The sequence below is a fragment of the Moraxella sp. CTOTU47724 genome (assembly GCF_032014955.1).
In the GTDB taxonomy this organism is placed as follows: Bacteria; Pseudomonadota; Gammaproteobacteria; order Pseudomonadales; family Moraxellaceae; genus Faucicola; species Faucicola tetraodonis.
Window position 1 is genome coordinate 12,057 of sequence record NZ_DALZSV010000027.1, and the last position, 18,650, is coordinate 30,706.

The following is an 18,650-nucleotide window of genomic DNA, read 5'->3' on the forward strand; positions in this document are numbered from 1 at the left end:
CAATGCTTGCTCTCTTAAGCTTTAAAACCAATTTTTTTCAGATAAGGTAGATACTCAGTAATTTTCAACAAATCCCTTTGTAACTCCTCATTCAGACGTGAGATAAAGCTTTCGGTAGTTTCTCCGACTCGAGCGTATTTACCCCCAAAACTGCTATCATTGGCAAGTTTTTTGGCGAAAATATTAGCTTGGCTAGCCGTCAATAATTTAGCCCATTTCTTGTCAGATTCGGTTTTTTGTTCTACTTGTTGGTCTGGCTTTTTGATGGTTTTAATTACGATAGAGAAATGGGTAATGGTTCGCCCAAATTTGCTCGCATTTAAAGTGAGTTTAAAATCGCCTTGTTTATTAATCTGGTTGATGGCAGGGTCTAAGATTCGGCGTTTGAATTCGGCAATTTTGGGATATTTATCAGCTACCCCAAAAAATTCTTTCCATGCTTCGACGGTCATTTCTGGTACACCGCCTGTATCTTTCCACTTGTTGATTAACTCATACAGACGTTTACTGCTACAGCCTTTAAACTCAACGGTTTTGATAAAATCATAACGAGTGTAGGCTTTACTGGTATTATCAATCAGAAAGGTTAAAGGATCAGAAAAATCTAGAATAATAAAACCTTGTTCATCTTGATACGATACGCCTTGCAGCCAATGATATTCTGAGCGAAGCATAGTGAAATTGTTATGATGAGGTTTGAGAACGGTGAGTTTGTCAGCGTCATTTTCTGCTTGGATGGTTTTATCAAAATATAAGGTAAATTTGAGTTTTCTATCGCCTAGAATTTTGGCAGTATCTTTTAAGGCTCGATAGGCATAGATTTCATTGACTCGATTGGCGGCAGCGAATTCTTTTGCACTAATTAATACTCGTTTGCCACCTGACTGTAATCGATGCAGTTTATTAATGGCAAGCGTCATCAAGTCATGCTCGGCTTCAGTTAAGTCAAAACCTGCTTCGACCAAGGTATTGGGTTTGATAATCATTACTTTATCAGCACCTTGCTTGTAAAAATTTTGCATCGTCATAGGGTGACTTGCTATCCATTATCTCAGATTTATGTGAGCCTAATTATAGAAGTGCACTCGACGATGGGTAAAATCGTAATCTATGTTAATCCATGTCGGTTACAAAAGTTAATAAAAATTTGTGAATATCAATGAATTAGGTTTTATTTTGGATTATTTTATGATAATCGCTCTCAATCTATGTTGAGATTCTAACTTCATCAATCTGTACACATATTTCACCTATCGGTACATCTAACTTCATCTAACCGACCATTTTGATTCTCCTATCTGTACATTCATATTCACCTATCCGTACACATATCTGCGTGCAAAGCCGCTACCATGGCGGAATACAGAGCCTCTATAATTTAATAATATAGATAATACTAATACTAATGTTTAATGAAATTTAGAGTGATAAGATTATTTTGATAAAGTTTAATTTCTATCATAAAAACAAATTTACATGAGACATTCGATATCAAGCATAATTACTTATTTTTTAACTACACCAAACCCTTCATCATATAGCCACTGTATCTCATTTTTATCATTATATAGACTTAGTGAAATTTGACAGCCTTGTTCAATATCAATATCATAAAATTCGCATTGTTCCACCATTTGACTAGGCGACAAATACAGCCACGCTTGTGGCTTAGCGGGTTGTAAAATAGGTTTGGTAAAATCACCGCTATAATCTTGCCATTCTTGTTGTTGCTTTTTAAATACTGGATTAAACGCATTCACATATTTTTCTATGGCCAACTCGCCTTCCTTGATAGAGTTGGGATTTATTCGATACAAGGCTTGATACTGTCTATCGCGTAATGGGGTGAATGTTTGATACAGTTGCTCAGTCATTAGACAGCTATCCACTTGGGCATTTGAAAAAAGCTCATCGCCTTCATCATAAAAGTATCGCTCACAAAACCCTTGTATCTCTCTATCATCAAGTTTAGCAAATAGACAGTTATCTTTGTCAAAACGCAGTCTAGCATCTATTATGAGTTGATTATTTTGCCAAGGTAACAATTTTGCCAAATCATGGTTTGGATAGTTTTCATCTTGACTATAACTTTCATAACCTGGATAGATAAAAGCAGGTTGTTTGGGTTTTTGTTGTTGCACGTTTTTGCAATGCCGATAGTTAAATTGGGGGATGATAATATTTGGCTCATGAATCGTTTCTCGACGATGACGATTGACTCGCCCAGCGGTCTGTACGATGGACTGAACGCTTGATGCATCAATGACTGCCCAATCAAAATCATGGTCACGCCCCACTTCTTCGACAGGCGTGGCAATCACGACAAAGGGTACATTTTTTTGTTGGCTGTGTTTCATGAGTTCGATAATTTCGCTATCTTGCTCGATGGTTTCATTACCTGTTTTGCGTTTTTTGCCATCTTTATGACGACTTAGCAAAGTGTCTAAGCGTTGTTCTTTATAAAAACGATTGATTCGCCAATCATTGGCATGATAGCAAGCGATATGGGCGTGTTGCCAATGATTGGCAAAATAATGAGCAAGGCTAATAGCATGGTGAATATTTGCCACCCGAATTAAGCCAAAGGATAGGCGTTTTTCCCCATTTTGACATTGCCAAGCGTATCTATCATGCAAGATTTGGGCAGATTCAAGTACCGCTTGTTGCCAATCGCTAATAGTTGCCTTTGGCATGGGTTTGAGTTCGGCTAGGCGAAAGCTCGTCTTTTTGGATAAAGCAAGCTGTAATTCATTGAGGTGTGTTTGGTAAATATCTTTAAAATTTTTATCGTCAGCTTGGGTGTCGCTATCTTGAGTTAGCGTTTGTTGCCAAATTTTGGGTGGATTTTTACTGGCAATTTCATTATCGATAATGGCGATATTAAAGGCTTGTTTGTCATCATTTAGTAAAGCTTGTCGCATCGCTATACCAGATTCAAAGGCACGATGCACGCTAATAGCTAATGTCTTGGAGAGGGTTGCCGATGAGCAAATCACATGGCGACCATACATGGCAGCTAGCTGCACCAAGCGTAATACTGCTATCAAGGCTTTGGGGTCGTAGCCATCGATTTCATCGAGTATCAAATCACTACTTATTAATCGTAGCAAGGCTTTGACATGATGTCCTTGTTTGTGTGGTTCGCCCGCTGCTATCAGATAATCAATGGTGGAAACGAGCAAAGGCGATGCCAATAAAGTTTTGCCATCATTGTCACTTATAATGCCCTTTTTGGTGGTTTTCTCAAATAATGGGTTAAGCCATGCAGGAATGTCATAATCATCCCCTTTAGCATCAAATATCGGCTCTGGGGGATTTTCATCTTCGTCAATCCCTTGGTTTTTTTTGGCTTTTTCAAATAGTTCTTGGGTAATATTGTCGCCGATGATAACGGCTAATTCGTCATCGGACAGATTCATGGATTTTTTGAGAGCATCACCTGTTTGCAAGGTCAAAGAGCGTAAATTGAGAGCGATACAAATGCGTGGGTCATTGGGTCGCAAGGTGCAAGCGATGCGTAGATTCATCCGAGTTTTACCGCTACCTGTACCTGCGATATTAAAAACAAGCGTCGGTACATCGGGATATTTATCGGCGAATTTTTGCAAGGCATTGCCAGCAACATTTTGCCACTTAAAATGAGCGTTTTGCGTGGGTGTTTTGATATATTCGACGGTCTGCTCACATAGTCCAGACAAATTTAATTCTGTCATCATGTTACAAGCGATAAAACTGGCTCGTTCGCCCACATGGCGTAAATGCCATTCTAGCGGTTGATTGTGTTGTTTCTTACTATCAACAAAACAGGTATTAGCAAACAGTTGCGTGGGAGTTGGAGTGGCAGGTTGCACCATGTCCAGATAATTGACCGCAGAAATGGTATGGTCAGCGTGAATCAAGGCATTACGAGCATGTAAACAGAGGGCTTTATAATAAGTTGGACTGGCGTTGGTAGGCAATAATTTGGCAAGTCGTGCCATTCGTTTTTGATAACTATCAAAAATGCTTTGTGGTAACTCGCCTGCACAAGTGAGTTGTTGGGTATGAGGTAATGGTTCACGTACGTGTTTGTCTTCGTTAGGATAGCTTGCATAGCCTGTTGGGTCATCTGCTCCCAATAATCCATGATGAGTGACAATCAAATAATCCACCGCTTCAATGCCGTTTGCCACGCCATCATCGACTTGTTTTAAATCACCTAAGGTAAAAATATTACGGTTTTTATCTTTGGCGACTTGTTGCCAAGCGTTTTGCCAATCAAAGTTATTATGCCGTAGTTGTTGCAATAGCTTGACGGATAGCCATTCATGGCGGATATCATCAGCGATGATTTTATTGGCTTGATTAGGCGACAGTTTGTTTTGAAAATGTTGCGATGCTTTGCCGATATCATGCATATCGCCTGCCGCTCCTGCCAATAGACTTGCTGCTCTGGCCCAGTCGTCGATTTGTCGCTTGGTATAAGGCTTACCAGTTGAAGCGACAGGGTATGCCCCTTCGCTATTAAAACGATGCTTTGCGCCCACGACCCAAGCCAGTTTCATGCGTCGCATACCGTAGTTAATGTAGGCGGCGACGGCAGTTTGGCGAGTGATGCCTTTTTGTTTTAGGGCTTTGCGGACTTCGGTTAGACCTTCCATGGTCATGGGGGCTTGCCATGTGCTTTGTCCTGTGCGGATGGCGTAGCTGTCGAGTACGGCTCGGGTTTTTTTCAGGGCTTTTTTTTCGCAAGCAGAGATAAAAATGACGTGCATAATTTTTTCTTTGTTTGAGTGATAAATACAAAACCACTATAAACAGATTTTTGTTTTTTTCAATAAACTTATGAAATTAAACGTCAATTTATGTCGCTAAAAAAAAATTGGTAAAAAGGGGCTTTGTGTTATAATCCTTTAACCATCGCTTAGATGGTTGAGAAATTAGTTATTCTATTTATGTTGAATTTCTAATCGTTTGCCATCGCATAGATGGTTGAGTAATTTTAAATTGTATTCAAAATCTCGTCCTTAGTAATTCTAATTATTTTGATAAAACTTTAAAAAATTATTGACTTAAAGATTCTTTGATAATATGATGACTGCAAGAAAGTAATTTTTACTTTCTTAAAGACGAAAAAAAAAGCAAATCCGCCACTCTCACATTTTGGATTTGCTTTTCCCTTTTAAAACCGTGTAGTTAAAAAAGGAGTATCATTATGATACAACAAAACCTACCTTTTATGCCAGTAAAATCGACTGGTACAACGCCTAGTTACTGTCTCAGTACAGTTGCCAAAATGCTTCAGCTTTCGCCTAGAAAGTTTATTCAATGCTTAGCCACTAATCATTATATCTTTAAACGCCAATCCCAATCCGCTTGGGAAGCTTATCAAAGTCATATTAATTCAAATTTGCTAATCCATCGTATGGTTCGTATCGAGCATACATCGGGCGATGTATCTTTTGAAATGCAAGTTCGAGTGACAAACAAAGGCGTTAATCACTTCACACAAGTTTTAGCTTAATAGATTTTCAAGAAGAAAGATAAACGACACAAAATGTCGTTTATCTACTTTTGCCTGCTTATTATTTGAGCAAAACTATGTTAAAACTAAACACAATTATATCAATAACAAAAAGGAGAAATGAATGTCAGACGCTTCCACCATCCCCATCGACCAGTATCGGCAAACGCTTGCCGAATCGGTGCATTTTAGTAATAAAACGATTAATTCCAATATCGAAAAAGGCGGTATTCGCTTGGCAAAATCGCAAGCGTTGGATTTATCCTATATCAGTGCGAGAACATTATTGGCTGACGATATTAACATTCCCACCGATTACCAAGCCAATGCAGGTAAGACCGCTACGATTTTTAAAGCCATCAAATCAGCGATGTTAGATGAAGATTTATCAGAGCAAGATGATGATTTTAAAACTGTGGTAAATACGATTCAGCCTGATATTGTCAGCTTGTTTGACACGCCTTATCAAGCGGGACTTGAGCATATTAACATTCGGATGCGTCAGTTATTATTGCCAAAAGGTGACGATTACCTTTCAATTAGTCCCATTAGCTCAGCAGGGGTGAATCATTGGTTAAATGATGAAGTTGATGATATCAAAGAAGCTCGTAAAACCGACAATGATTTACACAGTATTACCACCGCTGTATTTGGTATTGGTGGGGCAAATCCGCAAAATGTGGGTAGCCTAGTACGAGCCATGCAACGCCCAATTTATCTAACTGCCCCAACTGCTAATGATACGATACGTCAAGCCTTTAGCCTGTATTACAAAGGCTTAGACTACTATATCCCCAATAAATTGCCGAAAGACAAACTTGTTCAGCCCGCATTACTTGCTTGGGCAGATTTGGTGAATCAAGGTATTGCTACTACCGAAAAAGATTTAAATAACCAAGATTGGAAAAACAAAGGCATTGAAGCCACTAGTACCAATATGGATAGCCGTGAAGTCGAGCAACAATTTTTGACCCATATCTTACGCATCGTATTGGCTCAAGGGCGAGAAGCTAAAAATAGCCTTGAACAAGTGGCTGATAGATTGCCGAATATCACCAAAATAAGCAATGAAGCGTATGACGAAAATACAGGTGAAATGGTTAGTAAAGAAATGGTTGCTTTAACACCATTACAACACCCAAGCGTCGATTTAGCCATTCAAGGACTGATTGACACACAGCTACGAGATGAAGGTTGGATGACTGTGTTTGCCGAGCATTTGGCAAAAAGTATCGTCCGTCAATCCTACGAAGTCGAAGGACAAAGCAACCCTGTCGCCTTTGTACTCGAAGATAGCACCATACCATTCTTGGCTCGCCGAATTCGTGGCTTGCTGTATGACTTACAGGAGTTGGCATCATGAGTTTTTTAGCGGTAATTCCGCATATTCGAGTGCAAGGGGCAAATCTACAGACTAGCGGGATTTTGCTCGGTGGCGTGCCTTTGATGGCATCCACTATGTTCGCTCATGCGTTGGCTCGCAAATTGAGCGTGAAGGACACAGGCGTGATTTATATTCACCATGACAGGCAAGATTTAGGTGGCTTTGCCTATGGACGCTTTACCCCTGCCCAACGTCGTGGCTCTGCGTTTATCAACAAAAACGATTATTCATCAAAAAATCCCAATGCCTTATCGTTACAACCAACGGCAAGCTGTCATTTGCATCTTAGTTTGGTGATACGATTTGATGGCAGACGGCGACCAAGATTGGCAGATTTGCAAAAATTGCTGATGAATAGCCGTTTTGCAGGGGGGCAAATCACCAGTTATGGCGAAGTTGAATGGGCAGATGATAATGAAAAAACACTAAAGGATGTGCTAGGCAATACCATCAAAACAGGCTTTGTGGTGCTAGACCGTCAGGATGTGTTATTAGCGTACCAACAATCGCAAAATCTCAATCGTTTGCAAGCCTTTACACGGCTATTGGCACTCACCAAAGACGGCTTAAATCATGCTTTTGGTGAACATCATGGCTTAAGTTTTTTGTCAGCGACTAATCTAGGTTATGCGTTGCTTGAAGACCCAAAAACCGATAGAACAGGTGTACGACAAGCGTATACCCTTGAACAAGCTGTAATACCTACACCTCACGCCTATGCCGAACCCTTGATTGGCTTAGTGCAATATGTGTCAATTCGGCAACTGCTGAATGTTGCTAACGCTCAAAATTCTGATAACTTGGATTTATATGAAGAAGAGCAAAAACCGCAACAGCCCCCAAACCTGATTACCGAGCCGTTACGTCAATTATCTGACAACCCACAAGAGTTATTTTGGCAGTACCAATGGCAAACCCATGACGGTGGCGATGTGTTTTTATTGCGACAATCTATTTAACCTTACTTTTGAAACTAAACTTTTACCTAACCAATGTTAAAAAACAAACAGGAGTTTTATTATGGCAACTTTCAAAAAATTACCCGCAAGCCTAGCCCTACAACGTGGTACTGTTATCAGCGACGGGGCATTTTTTCATCTGATAGATGGCAAAACTGAATCATTAAAAGTCATGTATCATGGCATTCGTGGTACACAAAATGTGGCAGGCAATAAAAGCAAAGGGTCAGCATCGGGCGAATCAGTCGCTCGTGAAGTCAGTAATATTCAACAAACCGAATCTGCCAAATTATTATCCAATGCCAAATTATTGGTGACGTGGGATTTTCGTTTGATTGACTTGGCGGATATTTTGTTTGCCAGTGCGACTAAAGCAGGGGCAGATAAAAGCGATGAACAAGCATTTCGCAAGGCATTTCAAGCGTTTGTGGCTCGTGCCAAAGACAGCGATGGGCTAAAAACGGTGGTCGGTCGTTATGTGCGTAATGTTGTGAACGGTCGCTGGTTATGGCGTAATCGCTTGGTGGCAGAAAGCATTGTAATTACGGTAACACCCAGTCAAAATTCGGAAAAATCTTATACCTTTAAGGCGTTAGACTACAATTTAAACAGTTTTGACAATCCTAGTGCGGATGAGCAGGCATTAGCCGAGATTTTATTAACAGGGGCAAAAGGCGACGCAACCAATGCAGGGCTACATATCGAAGCGGTAGTTGATTTTGGCATGGGTGGTGTGGAAGTATTCCCTTCACAAAATTATCTAGAAGATAAACCCAAAGGCTTTTCTCGTTCGCTGTATCAACTTAACCCTGTTCGCCCGCAACGTGGGGCAGACAACAACCAATTTTTGGGGCAAGCGGCATTACGTGACCAAAAAATCGGTAATGCGATTCGTACCATTGATACGTGGTATCCCAATGCCGAAGAATACAACCATAAACCGATTGCGGTAGAGCCAAATGGGGCAAATCTTGAGCATCAATTTTTTTATCGTGTGGGTAAAGAAAAAATGTCAGCGTTTGATATTTTAAAAGAGATTGATGACTTAGACCCCAACAGCGAAAAAGGGATGTTTTTGATTGCCTGTCTGATTCGTGGTGGCGTATATTCTGAGGGAGATTAAGATGTCATTTGAGTTTTATGTGGATGTACGTGTGATTGAATCGGCAGATACGGTCGATTTATCACTACCGACCATTCGCAATCAGATTTATGCGGTATTGCATGGCACGTTTCGAGCGTTGGCATTAGTGGATAAATCACCATATGCCATAGCATTGGTCCCTTCCCCAAAGCTTAAAGCAAAGCAAGCGGATTTCGAAAAAAAATATGGCAAGTCGCCCCGTTTTGATTTTGATATTTTTCGGGTATTTTCGGATAGTAGCGAGGCATTACAGCGATTGGTAGATAGTATTAGCCAACATTGGAAAGTGCGGGATTATAGTGTGGTCGGTACGCCAACGCCTGTACCAACAGCCAAAATCACAGGCTGGCAAAGTTATCGTCGTTTTCGCATTCCTACGGCAAAAATGGAACGTACTCAACTGTCTGACAATAATGTGCCATTACGAGAACGTCGTCTAGCCACTGCCAAAGACTTGCCGTATCTTAAAGTTGCCAGTAAAAGCACAGGACAAGTTTTTACCTTAACCATCGATATTGTACCGATGGAAAATGCAGGTGACGGCGTGCCAGATGGCTATGGTTTGGCTCGTGCCAGTCAGCCGTTTGCTTTGCCGATATTCTAATTTAAAAAAGCAGTAGGCTTTTATGCTTACTGCTTTTTCATTTATCAAAGAGAAAAACATGAGCCAAACTCATAATAGTCATTTACGTAAGCAACGTAGCCGTCCGCTGATGTTGTCCAAGCGGGCGTGTGTGTTTTATCTTGAGCGAGTTCGAGTCATTTTAAAAGATGACCGTATCGTGTATCTGACCGAAAGTATGCAACCGATTGAACATTTTTATAATATTCCCGAAAAAAATACCGCTTTTTTATTACTGGGTAAAGGTAGTTCGATTACCGATGCCGCCGCTAGACGTTTGGCAGAATCAAATGTAATGGTCGGTTTTTGTGGTTCAGGCGGTTCACCATTATTTAGTGCATTAGATTTGACCTTTCTAGCCCCACAAAGTGAGTATCGTCCTACCGAATATATGCAAATTTGGATGAAAGCATGGCTTGATGATACGACACGGCTGTTGATGGCAAAGGTGCTATTACAAGAACGTATTGAAATTGTCAAAAAATACTGGCAAAAAAATCCACTACTGACATCATATGGTATTCGCCTAGATGAATCGGCGGTAGTTAATTTTTCACAAGCGATAGAATCGGCAATGAACCAAGAGCAGTTATTGACTGCCGAAGGTCGCTGGGCAAAGGTATTATATAAAAGCTTGGCGGAAGGCTGTGGCTTTAAATTTACCCGCGAGGAAGGCAAAAATGCCAATGATGATATCGCCGATATCGCCAATAGCTACCTTGACCACGGGAATTATATCGCTTATGGCTATGCGGCAGTTGCATTACATGGGTTAGGTATTAGCTTTGCTCTACCGATGCTACATGGTAAAACCCGCCGTGGTGGTTTGGTGTTTGATGTAGCAGATTTGGTCAAAGATGCGATGGTGATGCCACAAGCATTTATTTCGGCAAAACTGGGGCATAATCAAAAAGAGTTTCGGATGCAACTTATCGAGATTTGCCAAGACCAAGATGTGTTGGATTATATGTTTGGCTTCGTTGTAGACACTTGCCAAAAAATTAAATAAAATCAGCTGCTTATAAAAAGCACTTTAAAACGAAGTGTCTTAACTGAATTAAAACGTATATAGTTGATATCTGGGGATTTTGTCAGAAAATTCTCCAGTTCGCCATCGCATAGATGGTTTAGAAAAACTTGGGCACGCAGATACCACCATGATTCATGTTCGCCATCGCATAGATGGTTTAGAAAGAAAACGTTTAATAATGCATTGATACCGTTACGTTCGCCATCGCATAGATGGTTTAGAAATGGCAAGGTCTTAACCGTACTATAAAAGCACCGTTCGCCATCGCATAGATGGTTTAGAAAAAGCCCCTGCTGACTATGTACCACCTGTTAGCGTTCGCCATCGCATAGATGGTTTAGAAATTTGAATCACGTACTAAACATTTTTCCTTAAAGTTCGCCATCGCATAGATGGTTTAGAAAATCCGCATCTGGTGGAAAATTGATGGCAAACGGTTCGCCATCGCATAGATGGTTTAGAAAATTACGGTGATAGACCAGCTTTGCTTTGTCTTGTTCGCCATCGCATAGATGGTTTAGAAAGTGTCGAGACTGTGGACTATATCGGCTATTGTGTTCGCCATCGCATAGATGGTTTAGAAAAACGGCAGCCCCCGTAAGATTGGCTTTGATATGTTCGCCATCGCATAGATGGTTTAGAAAACCACACAGATTGCCAAAGCAGATAAAAACGCGTTCGCCATCGCATAGATGGTTTAGAAATGATGAAGACGAAACGTTAACACCCATTGCAGGTTCGCCATCGCATAGATGGTTTAGAAATGTAATACCTTGTCACCGCCACGCAAAATGGTGTTCGCCATCGCATAGATGGTTTAGAAATTAATATGGAGATATTGACTCGGGGTGCAGTTGTTCGCCATCGCATAGATGGTTTAGAAAATTTCGCAATGATAAAGAGCATCAAAAAGGCTGTTCGCCATCGCATAGATGGTTTAGAAATTGTATGTCGAGAGGGCGACAGCTATACAATAGTTCGCCATCGCATAGATGGTTTAGAAAGATGCCGAGATTGACGCAAAAGTAGCGGCTCGGTTCGCCATCGCATAGATGGTTTAGAAACCTGCATGAACTAAGGCATCTTGCAGCCCTTTGTTCGCCATCGCATAGATGGTTTAGAAATGTGGTCGCTGTGTAGATATTGTACTTTTGCAGTTCGCCATCGCATAGATGGTTTAGAAAATTGTCACCGCCTAATCTTGCAATTTCGCGCTGTTCGCCATCGCATAGATGGTTTAGAAATGTGGCTCTGTCGTGTCTGTATCGGTTTTATCGTTCGCCATCGCATAGATGGTTTAGAAATATCAATGCACCTGGTCCACAACTGCCAGCAAGTTCGCCATCGCATAGATGGTTTAGAAAAATGGCGATTTACAAGAGATGCTTTGTTTGCCGTTCGCCATCGCATAGATGGTTTAGAAAAAACGCGGTCATACGCAACTTACGCAATCAGAGTTCGCCATCGCATAGATGGTTTAGAAATTTGATATCGTTTCGGGTCGTGCGTTATCCGCGTTCGCCATCGCATAGATGGTTTAGAAAAAAGATAGCGGTCAAGTTGGCAATATCACTGTGTTCGCCATCGCATAGATGGTTTAGAAAAGTTAAAGGCGGACATTGAGCAGATACTAGGCGTTCGCCATCGCATAGATGGTTTAGAAATAAAAATCCATAGCCACTACGACAATAACATTGTTCGCCATCGCATAGATGGTTTAGAAATTCGCTTGCCTTCAAAACGCTCACGCATTTCTGTTCGCCATCGCATAGATGGTTTAGAAAAAGACAGCCCAAAACTTAACTGGCTTGCCTATGTTCGCCATCGCATAGATGGTTTAGAAATTAGGCGGTGCAGGGTTGTATATTGGCACTAAGTTCGCCATCGCATAGATGGTTTAGAAAATAAAGCATCGCCGAAGCGACAAGTTGCCCCTGTTCGCCATCGCATAGATGGTTTAGAAAATTGCCGCCAGTATAAATAAGTATTGCTTGGCGTTCGCCATCGCATAGATGGTTTAGAAAGTTATCGGATTTCCCGTTTGCGGTGTCATCGCGTTCGCCATCGCATAGATGGTTTAGAAATAAGCCGCTATATTGCTCGTATTTATTAAGATGTTCGCCATCGCATAGATGGTTTAGAAATGCCAGCTACAAAGAAATAAATGGCAAGCAATGTTCGCCATCGCATAGATGGTTTAGAAAAATCACGAATTAATAAAGACACTTCATTAAGAGTTCGCCATCGCATAGATGGTTTAGAAAAATGGCATCGCCTAGGCTTTTCATTGCACCTTGTTCGCCATCGCATAGATGGTTTAGAAATAATCTTGTGCTTGCTGCGGCTGCAACACCGCGTTCGCCATCGCATAGATGGTTTAGAAATAGAGTATTATTATACTATTAGTACAATAATAGTTCGCCATCGCATAGATGGTTTAGAAATAAGGGGAATGTCCGACAGTTGCCAGTCTTAAGTTCGCCATCGCATAGATGGTTTAGAAAGCAATTATCCGCTTGAGGATACTTATGTATCGGTTCGCCATCGCATAGATGGTTTAGAAAATCATCATTGTGAAACTCACAAGCCGTTGAGAGTTCGCCATCGCATAGATGGTTTAGAAAATCTGCATCGGGCTGATAATTAGTAATTTTTGGTTCGCCATCGCATAGATGGTTTAGAAAATCTTGCTTATGAATGGCATCAACCCGGCATTGTTCGCCATCGCATAGATGGTTTAGAAAGTAAGCCATTAAAAGCATCCAATGCCGCCTTTCGTTCGCCATCGCATAGATGGTTTAGAAAGTAATGAGCTTTTTCTCGGACTGGATTAAATAGTTCGCCATCGCATAGATGGTTTAGAAAAATCCCCACTACTGCGGTGACAATCTCAAGCAGTTCGCCATCGCATAGATGGTTTAGAAAAGCCGCCAGCGACACCCCTTATAAAAATATGCGTTCGCCATCGCATAGATGGTTTAGAAAAAAATAAGTATATTGTGAGGTACAGTAATTAGGTTCGCCATCGCATAGATGGTTTAGAAAATCCAATCCGCGATGATGCGCTCTTGCTCATCGTTCGCCATCGCATAGATGGTTTAGAAAATTTGCTTTTGCAGTGAGTTGCGCAGCTGAAAGTTCGCCATCGCATAGATGGTTTAGAAACACGTTCGCCGATTATGCCCAGATGTACCTGGGTTCGCCATCGCATAGATGGTTTAGAAAGCAAATTAAAAGCGGGTGATAAACTGGGGTCGGTTCGCCATCGCATAGATGGTTTAGAAAATTCACATCAACAAAACCTCCATCGCTAGCAAGTTCGCCATCGCATAGATGGTTTAGAAAGCGCTGGGTACGTGCATGGTCAAGAGTACGTCGTTCGCCATCGCATAGATGGTTTAGAAAATTAGAGGACTCATTAGATGAGGGCATAATAAGTTCGCCATCGCATAGATGGTTTAGAAACCAATAACAAGTAGTTTCAAACTTTTTGCTTTGTTCGCCATCGCATAGATGGTTTAGAAAAACCGCCTGCACTAGCGGCATAAGCGAGGGGAGTTCGCCATCGCATAGATGGTTTAGAAATATCAAGCGCAACATCAGCAGAGCCTTCATTTGTTCGCCATCGCATAGATGGTTTAGAAATTAAATGGGACATGGTTTTTTTTGATAGGAATGTTCGCCATCGCATAGATGGTTTAGAAATTAAATGGGACATGGTTTTTTTTGATAGGAATGTTCGCCATCGCATAGATGGTTTAGAAAAATCGAAAAAATCAGTTAATTTAGTGATAATAGTTCGCCATCGCATAGATGGTTTAGAAATTAGATAATATTTCGGGCGCCATGGACGATGCGTTCGCCATCGCATAGATGGTTTAGAAAATTCCCCCATAATTGCAACGCCTAGTTTTTGTGTTCGCCATCGCATAGATGGTTTAGAAACTCATCAGGTGCAAGCGACTTTGATAACTCATGTTCGCCATCGCATAGATGGTTTAGAAACGCTGCATCCAAGACAATCGGATTAGTATTGGGTTCGCCATCGCATAGATGGTTTAGAAAGTGTATTTCGTGTGCGCATGACGGATGCAGCAGTTCGCCATCGCATAGATGGTTTAGAAATACAAAGCCTTGATGACGCAATCAACACCGCAGTTCGCCATCGCATAGATGGTTTAGAAAAAACGGCTCCGAGGTGAATTTATTTTACATCCGTTCGCCATCGCATAGATGGTTTAGAAAATTGACGCTGGAATTCATTCGGATTACCGCTTGTTCGCCATCGCATAGATGGTTTAGAAAGTGGGCGATTTATCAGATGATATTATACGAGGGTTCGCCATCGCATAGATGGTTTAGAAATCAAGGCGAAGAAACTGACGAAGGTTTATCTGGTTCGCCATCGCATAGATGGTTTAGAAAATCATAGGCTTGGGCAACATCGGTATTAAAGAGTTCGCCATCGCATAGATGGTTTAGAAAATCGACAAAAACGTTGTAGTTTTTGAGGACGGGTTCGCCATCGCATAGATGGTTTAGAAATGTCAATTCGCGCATTTCTTCGTCATAGATATGTTCGCCATCGCATAGATGGTTTAGAAATAACATCAGCATTGGAGTTAAAAGCATGAACTGTTCGCCATCGCATAGATGGTTTAGAAATATGACTATCAAAGTCGGTGATAAGTGTATTAGTTCGCCATCGCATAGATGGTTTAGAAATGTATAAAGTGTAATAATGCGTATATTTGTTTGTTCGCCATCGCATAGATGGTTTAGAAAAGCAGTGTCAACAGCTGCTTGACCTTCTTGGAGTTCGCCATCGCATAGATGGTTTAGAAACCCATGTTTTGGCTATTTGAGCATTAATCGTGGTTCGCCATCGCATAGATGGTTTAGAAAAAAAATTTACCGCTTATTGAAAAATGGAAAGAGTTCGCCATCGCATAGATGGTTTAGAAAATTTTCCCCTGCCCCTGCTGCGGCAGCCGTTGGTTCGCCATCGCATAGATGGTTTAGAAAATGGTGATTTATTAATCATGTCTGATAGTGAAGTTTGCCATCGCATAGATGGTTTAGAAATGTAGGGCAGTTGTCTGATGTTGGTTTAGAAAGTTCGCCATCGCATAGATGGTTTAGAAATCAACTCCAACTACTCCAGATACTCCGTTTGAGTTCGCCATCGCATAGATGGTTTAGAAATTCACTGGTTAGCTGCTCAATAACCCACGCTTGTTCGCCATCGCATAGATGGTTTAGAAAGTCTAGTATTAAAGTTGCTTGCATAAAACCATGTTCGCCATCGCATAGATGGTTTAGAAAGCAACAAAACAGATTTTATCTTTTTAGCAGCAGTTCGCCATCGCATAGATGGTTTAGAAATTCTGAGCGCGTCCCCGCATTGGATAGCCTTTGTTCGCCATCGCATAGATGGTTTAGAAACTTGGATGATTTCTTCGTGAAGTAATTTTTTCGTTCGCCATCGCATAGATGGTTTAGAAAATGAATACGCAAATCGTTATTGCTCACTAATAGTTCGCCATCGCATAGATGGTTTAGAAAAACATGGGGATGCGAATACCGTCACGGTAAGGGTTCGCCATCGCATAGATGGTTTAGAAATGTAGCGACGACCCCCGCTTTGCTTTTGAGACGTTCGCCATCGCATAGATGGTTTAGAAACATGTCGAGTCGATATAGTTGTATTCAAGCGTGTTCGCCATCGCATAGATGGTTTAGAAAAGCTTGACCCTATCGGCGGCTATCGAATGGATGTTCGCCATCGCATAGATGGTTTAGAAAAGTAAGCGCATTAAACGCCGCCACAGTTTTACGTTCGCCATCGCATAGATGGTTTAGAAAGTTACGCTTGCGGGTCAAAGACAGTGGCAAACGTTCGCCATCGCATAGATGGTTTAGAAACTACCCAATCAAGATTTACCACTTCAGCGCCAGTTCGCCATCGCATAGATGGTTTAGAAATTAATGAGTAAACGTATGATTTACTACCTGGTGTTCGCCATCGCATAGATGGTTTAGAAACTGCACTGAATCAAACTCTATTTTATTGTCATGTTCGCCATCGCATAGATGGTTTAGAAATAGGTCAACGTGATACCGTCGAAGATGCGATCGTTCGCCATCGCATAGATGGTTTAGAAATGTCTTATCATTTTGCAAAAAATCTACACGTCGTTCGCCATCGCATAGATGGTTTAGAAAATCAATAAGCCGACCATCAAAGACGGCAAAATGTTCGCCATCGCATAGATGGTTTAGAAATGTCTTATCATTTTGCAAAAAATCTACACGTCGTTCGCCATCGCATAGATGGTTTAGAAAATCAATAAGCCGACCATCAAAGACGGCAAAATGTTCGCCATCGCATAGATGGTTTAGAAATATCAGCGTAATTTGGATAACCTACTGAGTGAGTTCGCCATCGCATAGATGGTTTAGAAAAGTAACTAGATGTAGCATTTTATAAAATCCTTGTTCGCCATCGCATAGATGGTTTAGAAATTTCACCCGGCATTAAATCTTGTAGCATCTGCGTTCGCCATCGCATAGATGGTTTAGAAACACTGCGCTGGGTGCAAGTTCTCGTTGTGTTGGTTCGCCATCGCATAGATGGTTTAGAAATACCACGTTCGGGTCACCGAATGTACCACTGTGTTCGCCATCGCATAGATGGTTTAGAAAACTACCAAGACCGCAAGTTAGTTAAGCAGCCCGTTTGCCATCGCATAGATGGTTTAGAAAACGCAACCACGCTTTATACGCAAGCCTTAAACGTTCGCCATCGCATAGATGGTTTAGAAATGAATGACAATGCGCTATCAGCGTTTAAAAACGTTCGCCATCGCATAGATGGTTTAGAAACATGACTAACTGTTTAAACGTCGCTTCACCGTGTTCGCCATCGCATAGATGGTTTAGAAAAGCAACAGCATCAAAACCCGAAAAAGCCCAACGTTCGCCATCGCATAGATGGTTTAGAAATGCTGCGCCTGTCAATTCGTGGCTTTTTGGTTGTTCGCCATCGCATAGATGGTTTAGAAATACTTGACGTTTCCAGATTGATATAGACTTATGTTCGCCATCGCATAGATGGTTTAGAAAAAAACAACACCAACCTTGCCCAGTCTGCGGCGGTTCGCCATCGCATAGATGGTTTAGAAACATGAGCTTGATTGATATTGTTCATGCACCCTACTAAATTTTTCTAGTATATATCTACTTTGCATTTTTTTCGTCAATATTTCTCATTTTTATACGAGATAGTCCTAATCTAAAGTTAAGGTAAGCAATTTAATATATTGAATTTTTGCTTATGTATTATTTTATTAGTATGTGGATTTAGAGTCGTACCGTGAAAACTCAAAACTTTATATAGTCCGTATAACAACTTTTGTATCTATTTTTCCAATCTCAAGACGGTTAACTAAACTAGTGTGTCAATGTCTTAAAGTTTCTAATAGCCATGTTTTTAATTTGGAGGGAATAACTTTGAAAGGATTTTTTTTAGGACATGAAGGTTTTTTGAAATGAGTGATAAAAGTTAAAAAGAATAAATTCAGTTCCATATCTTTTAAATTTGAGTGGGGGTCAAAATCCATCTGATTAGAAAACAAGCAAGGCACAATTTGGGCACAAAATGGGCACAAAAAAAATTTCGCTCATTTTTATGTGCCCAAAATCAGAAAAGTGGTCAAATTATTTACTTCGCAAAAACCACCCAAACCCTTGATACTACTGCAATAAAAAAGCCCCAATCAATCGACTGGGGCTTTTGGAATATGGTAGGCATAATCTGACTCGAACAGACGACCCCCACCATGTCAAGGTGGTGCTCTAACCAACTGAGCTATATGCCTAAAAGGGTCTAACAATCTACTTGCGTAAGTAGGAGTGCCATTTTACCAAAAAATTTTGCTTTTGCAAGTGGTTTTAATTTTTCGCTTCAATTTTTATTGCGCCATCTTTAGCTAAGTTTTCGTTAAGG

The 18,650-nt window shown here is 40.9% G+C and carries 8 protein-coding genes, 1 tRNA gene and 1 CRISPR repeat array; of the genes, 6 read left to right on the forward strand and 3 right to left on the reverse strand.

Annotated features, from left to right (window positions below):
• Positions 1–14: 14 nt before the first annotated feature.
• Positions 15–1,028: a RepB family plasmid replication initiator protein gene (locus RTR63_RS07025; protein WP_204155502.1), complete on the reverse strand. Its 1,014-nt coding sequence runs from the start codon at positions 1,026–1,028 to the stop codon at positions 15–17.
• Between the two features lie 477 nt (positions 1,029–1,505).
• Entirely contained in the window at positions 1,506–4,754 is a 3,249-nt protein-coding gene (gene cas3f, locus RTR63_RS07030; protein WP_312523446.1) for a type I-F CRISPR-associated helicase Cas3f, read from the reverse strand.
• Between the two features lie 440 nt (positions 4,755–5,194).
• On the opposite strand from cas3f, the gene RTR63_RS07035 reads away from it, so the two are divergent.
• From RTR63_RS07035 to cas1f, 6 genes are all read left to right on the forward strand, one after another.
• Entirely contained in the window at positions 5,195–5,503 is a 309-nt protein-coding gene (locus RTR63_RS07035; RefSeq protein WP_312523447.1) for a phage antirepressor KilAC domain-containing protein, read from the forward strand.
• A gap of 124 nt (positions 5,504–5,627) precedes the next feature.
• Positions 5,628–6,866, forward strand: a complete 1,239-nt coding sequence (locus tag RTR63_RS07040) for a hypothetical protein (protein WP_312523448.1) — start codon at positions 5,628–5,630, stop codon at positions 6,864–6,866.
• Complete coding sequence (gene csy2, locus RTR63_RS07045) at positions 6,863–7,846, forward strand: type I-F CRISPR-associated protein Csy2 (RefSeq protein WP_160001167.1); 984 nt, start codon at positions 6,863–6,865, stop codon at positions 7,844–7,846. The genes RTR63_RS07040 and csy2 overlap by 4 nt, the downstream gene beginning before the upstream one ends.
• A gap of 61 nt (positions 7,847–7,907) precedes the next feature.
• A complete protein-coding gene (gene csy3, locus RTR63_RS07050) occupies positions 7,908–8,969 on the forward strand; it encodes a type I-F CRISPR-associated protein Csy3 (protein ID WP_201665666.1) in 1,062 nt (353 codons plus the stop codon).
• A gap of 1 nt (position 8,970) precedes the next feature.
• A complete protein-coding gene (locus tag RTR63_RS07055) occupies positions 8,971–9,594 on the forward strand; it encodes a type I-F CRISPR-associated endoribonuclease Cas6/Csy4 (RefSeq protein ID WP_099808514.1) in 624 nt (207 codons plus the stop codon).
• A 58-nt stretch (positions 9,595–9,652) separates the two neighbouring features.
• Positions 9,653–10,621: a type I-F CRISPR-associated endonuclease Cas1f gene (cas1f, locus tag RTR63_RS07060; RefSeq protein ID WP_050324603.1), complete on the forward strand. Its 969-nt coding sequence runs from the start codon at positions 9,653–9,655 to the stop codon at positions 10,619–10,621.
• A gap of 97 nt (positions 10,622–10,718) precedes the next feature.
• A CRISPR array of direct repeats spans positions 10,719–17,827; the repeat unit is 28 nt; unit sequence GTTCGCCATCGCATAGATGGTTTAGAAA.
• Positions 17,828–18,445: 618 nt separating this feature from the next.
• On the opposite strand, the gene RTR63_RS07065 is transcribed toward cas1f, so the two are convergent.
• A tRNA-Val gene (locus tag RTR63_RS07065) sits at positions 18,446–18,522 on the reverse strand.
• Positions 18,523–18,650 lie beyond the last annotated feature (128 nt).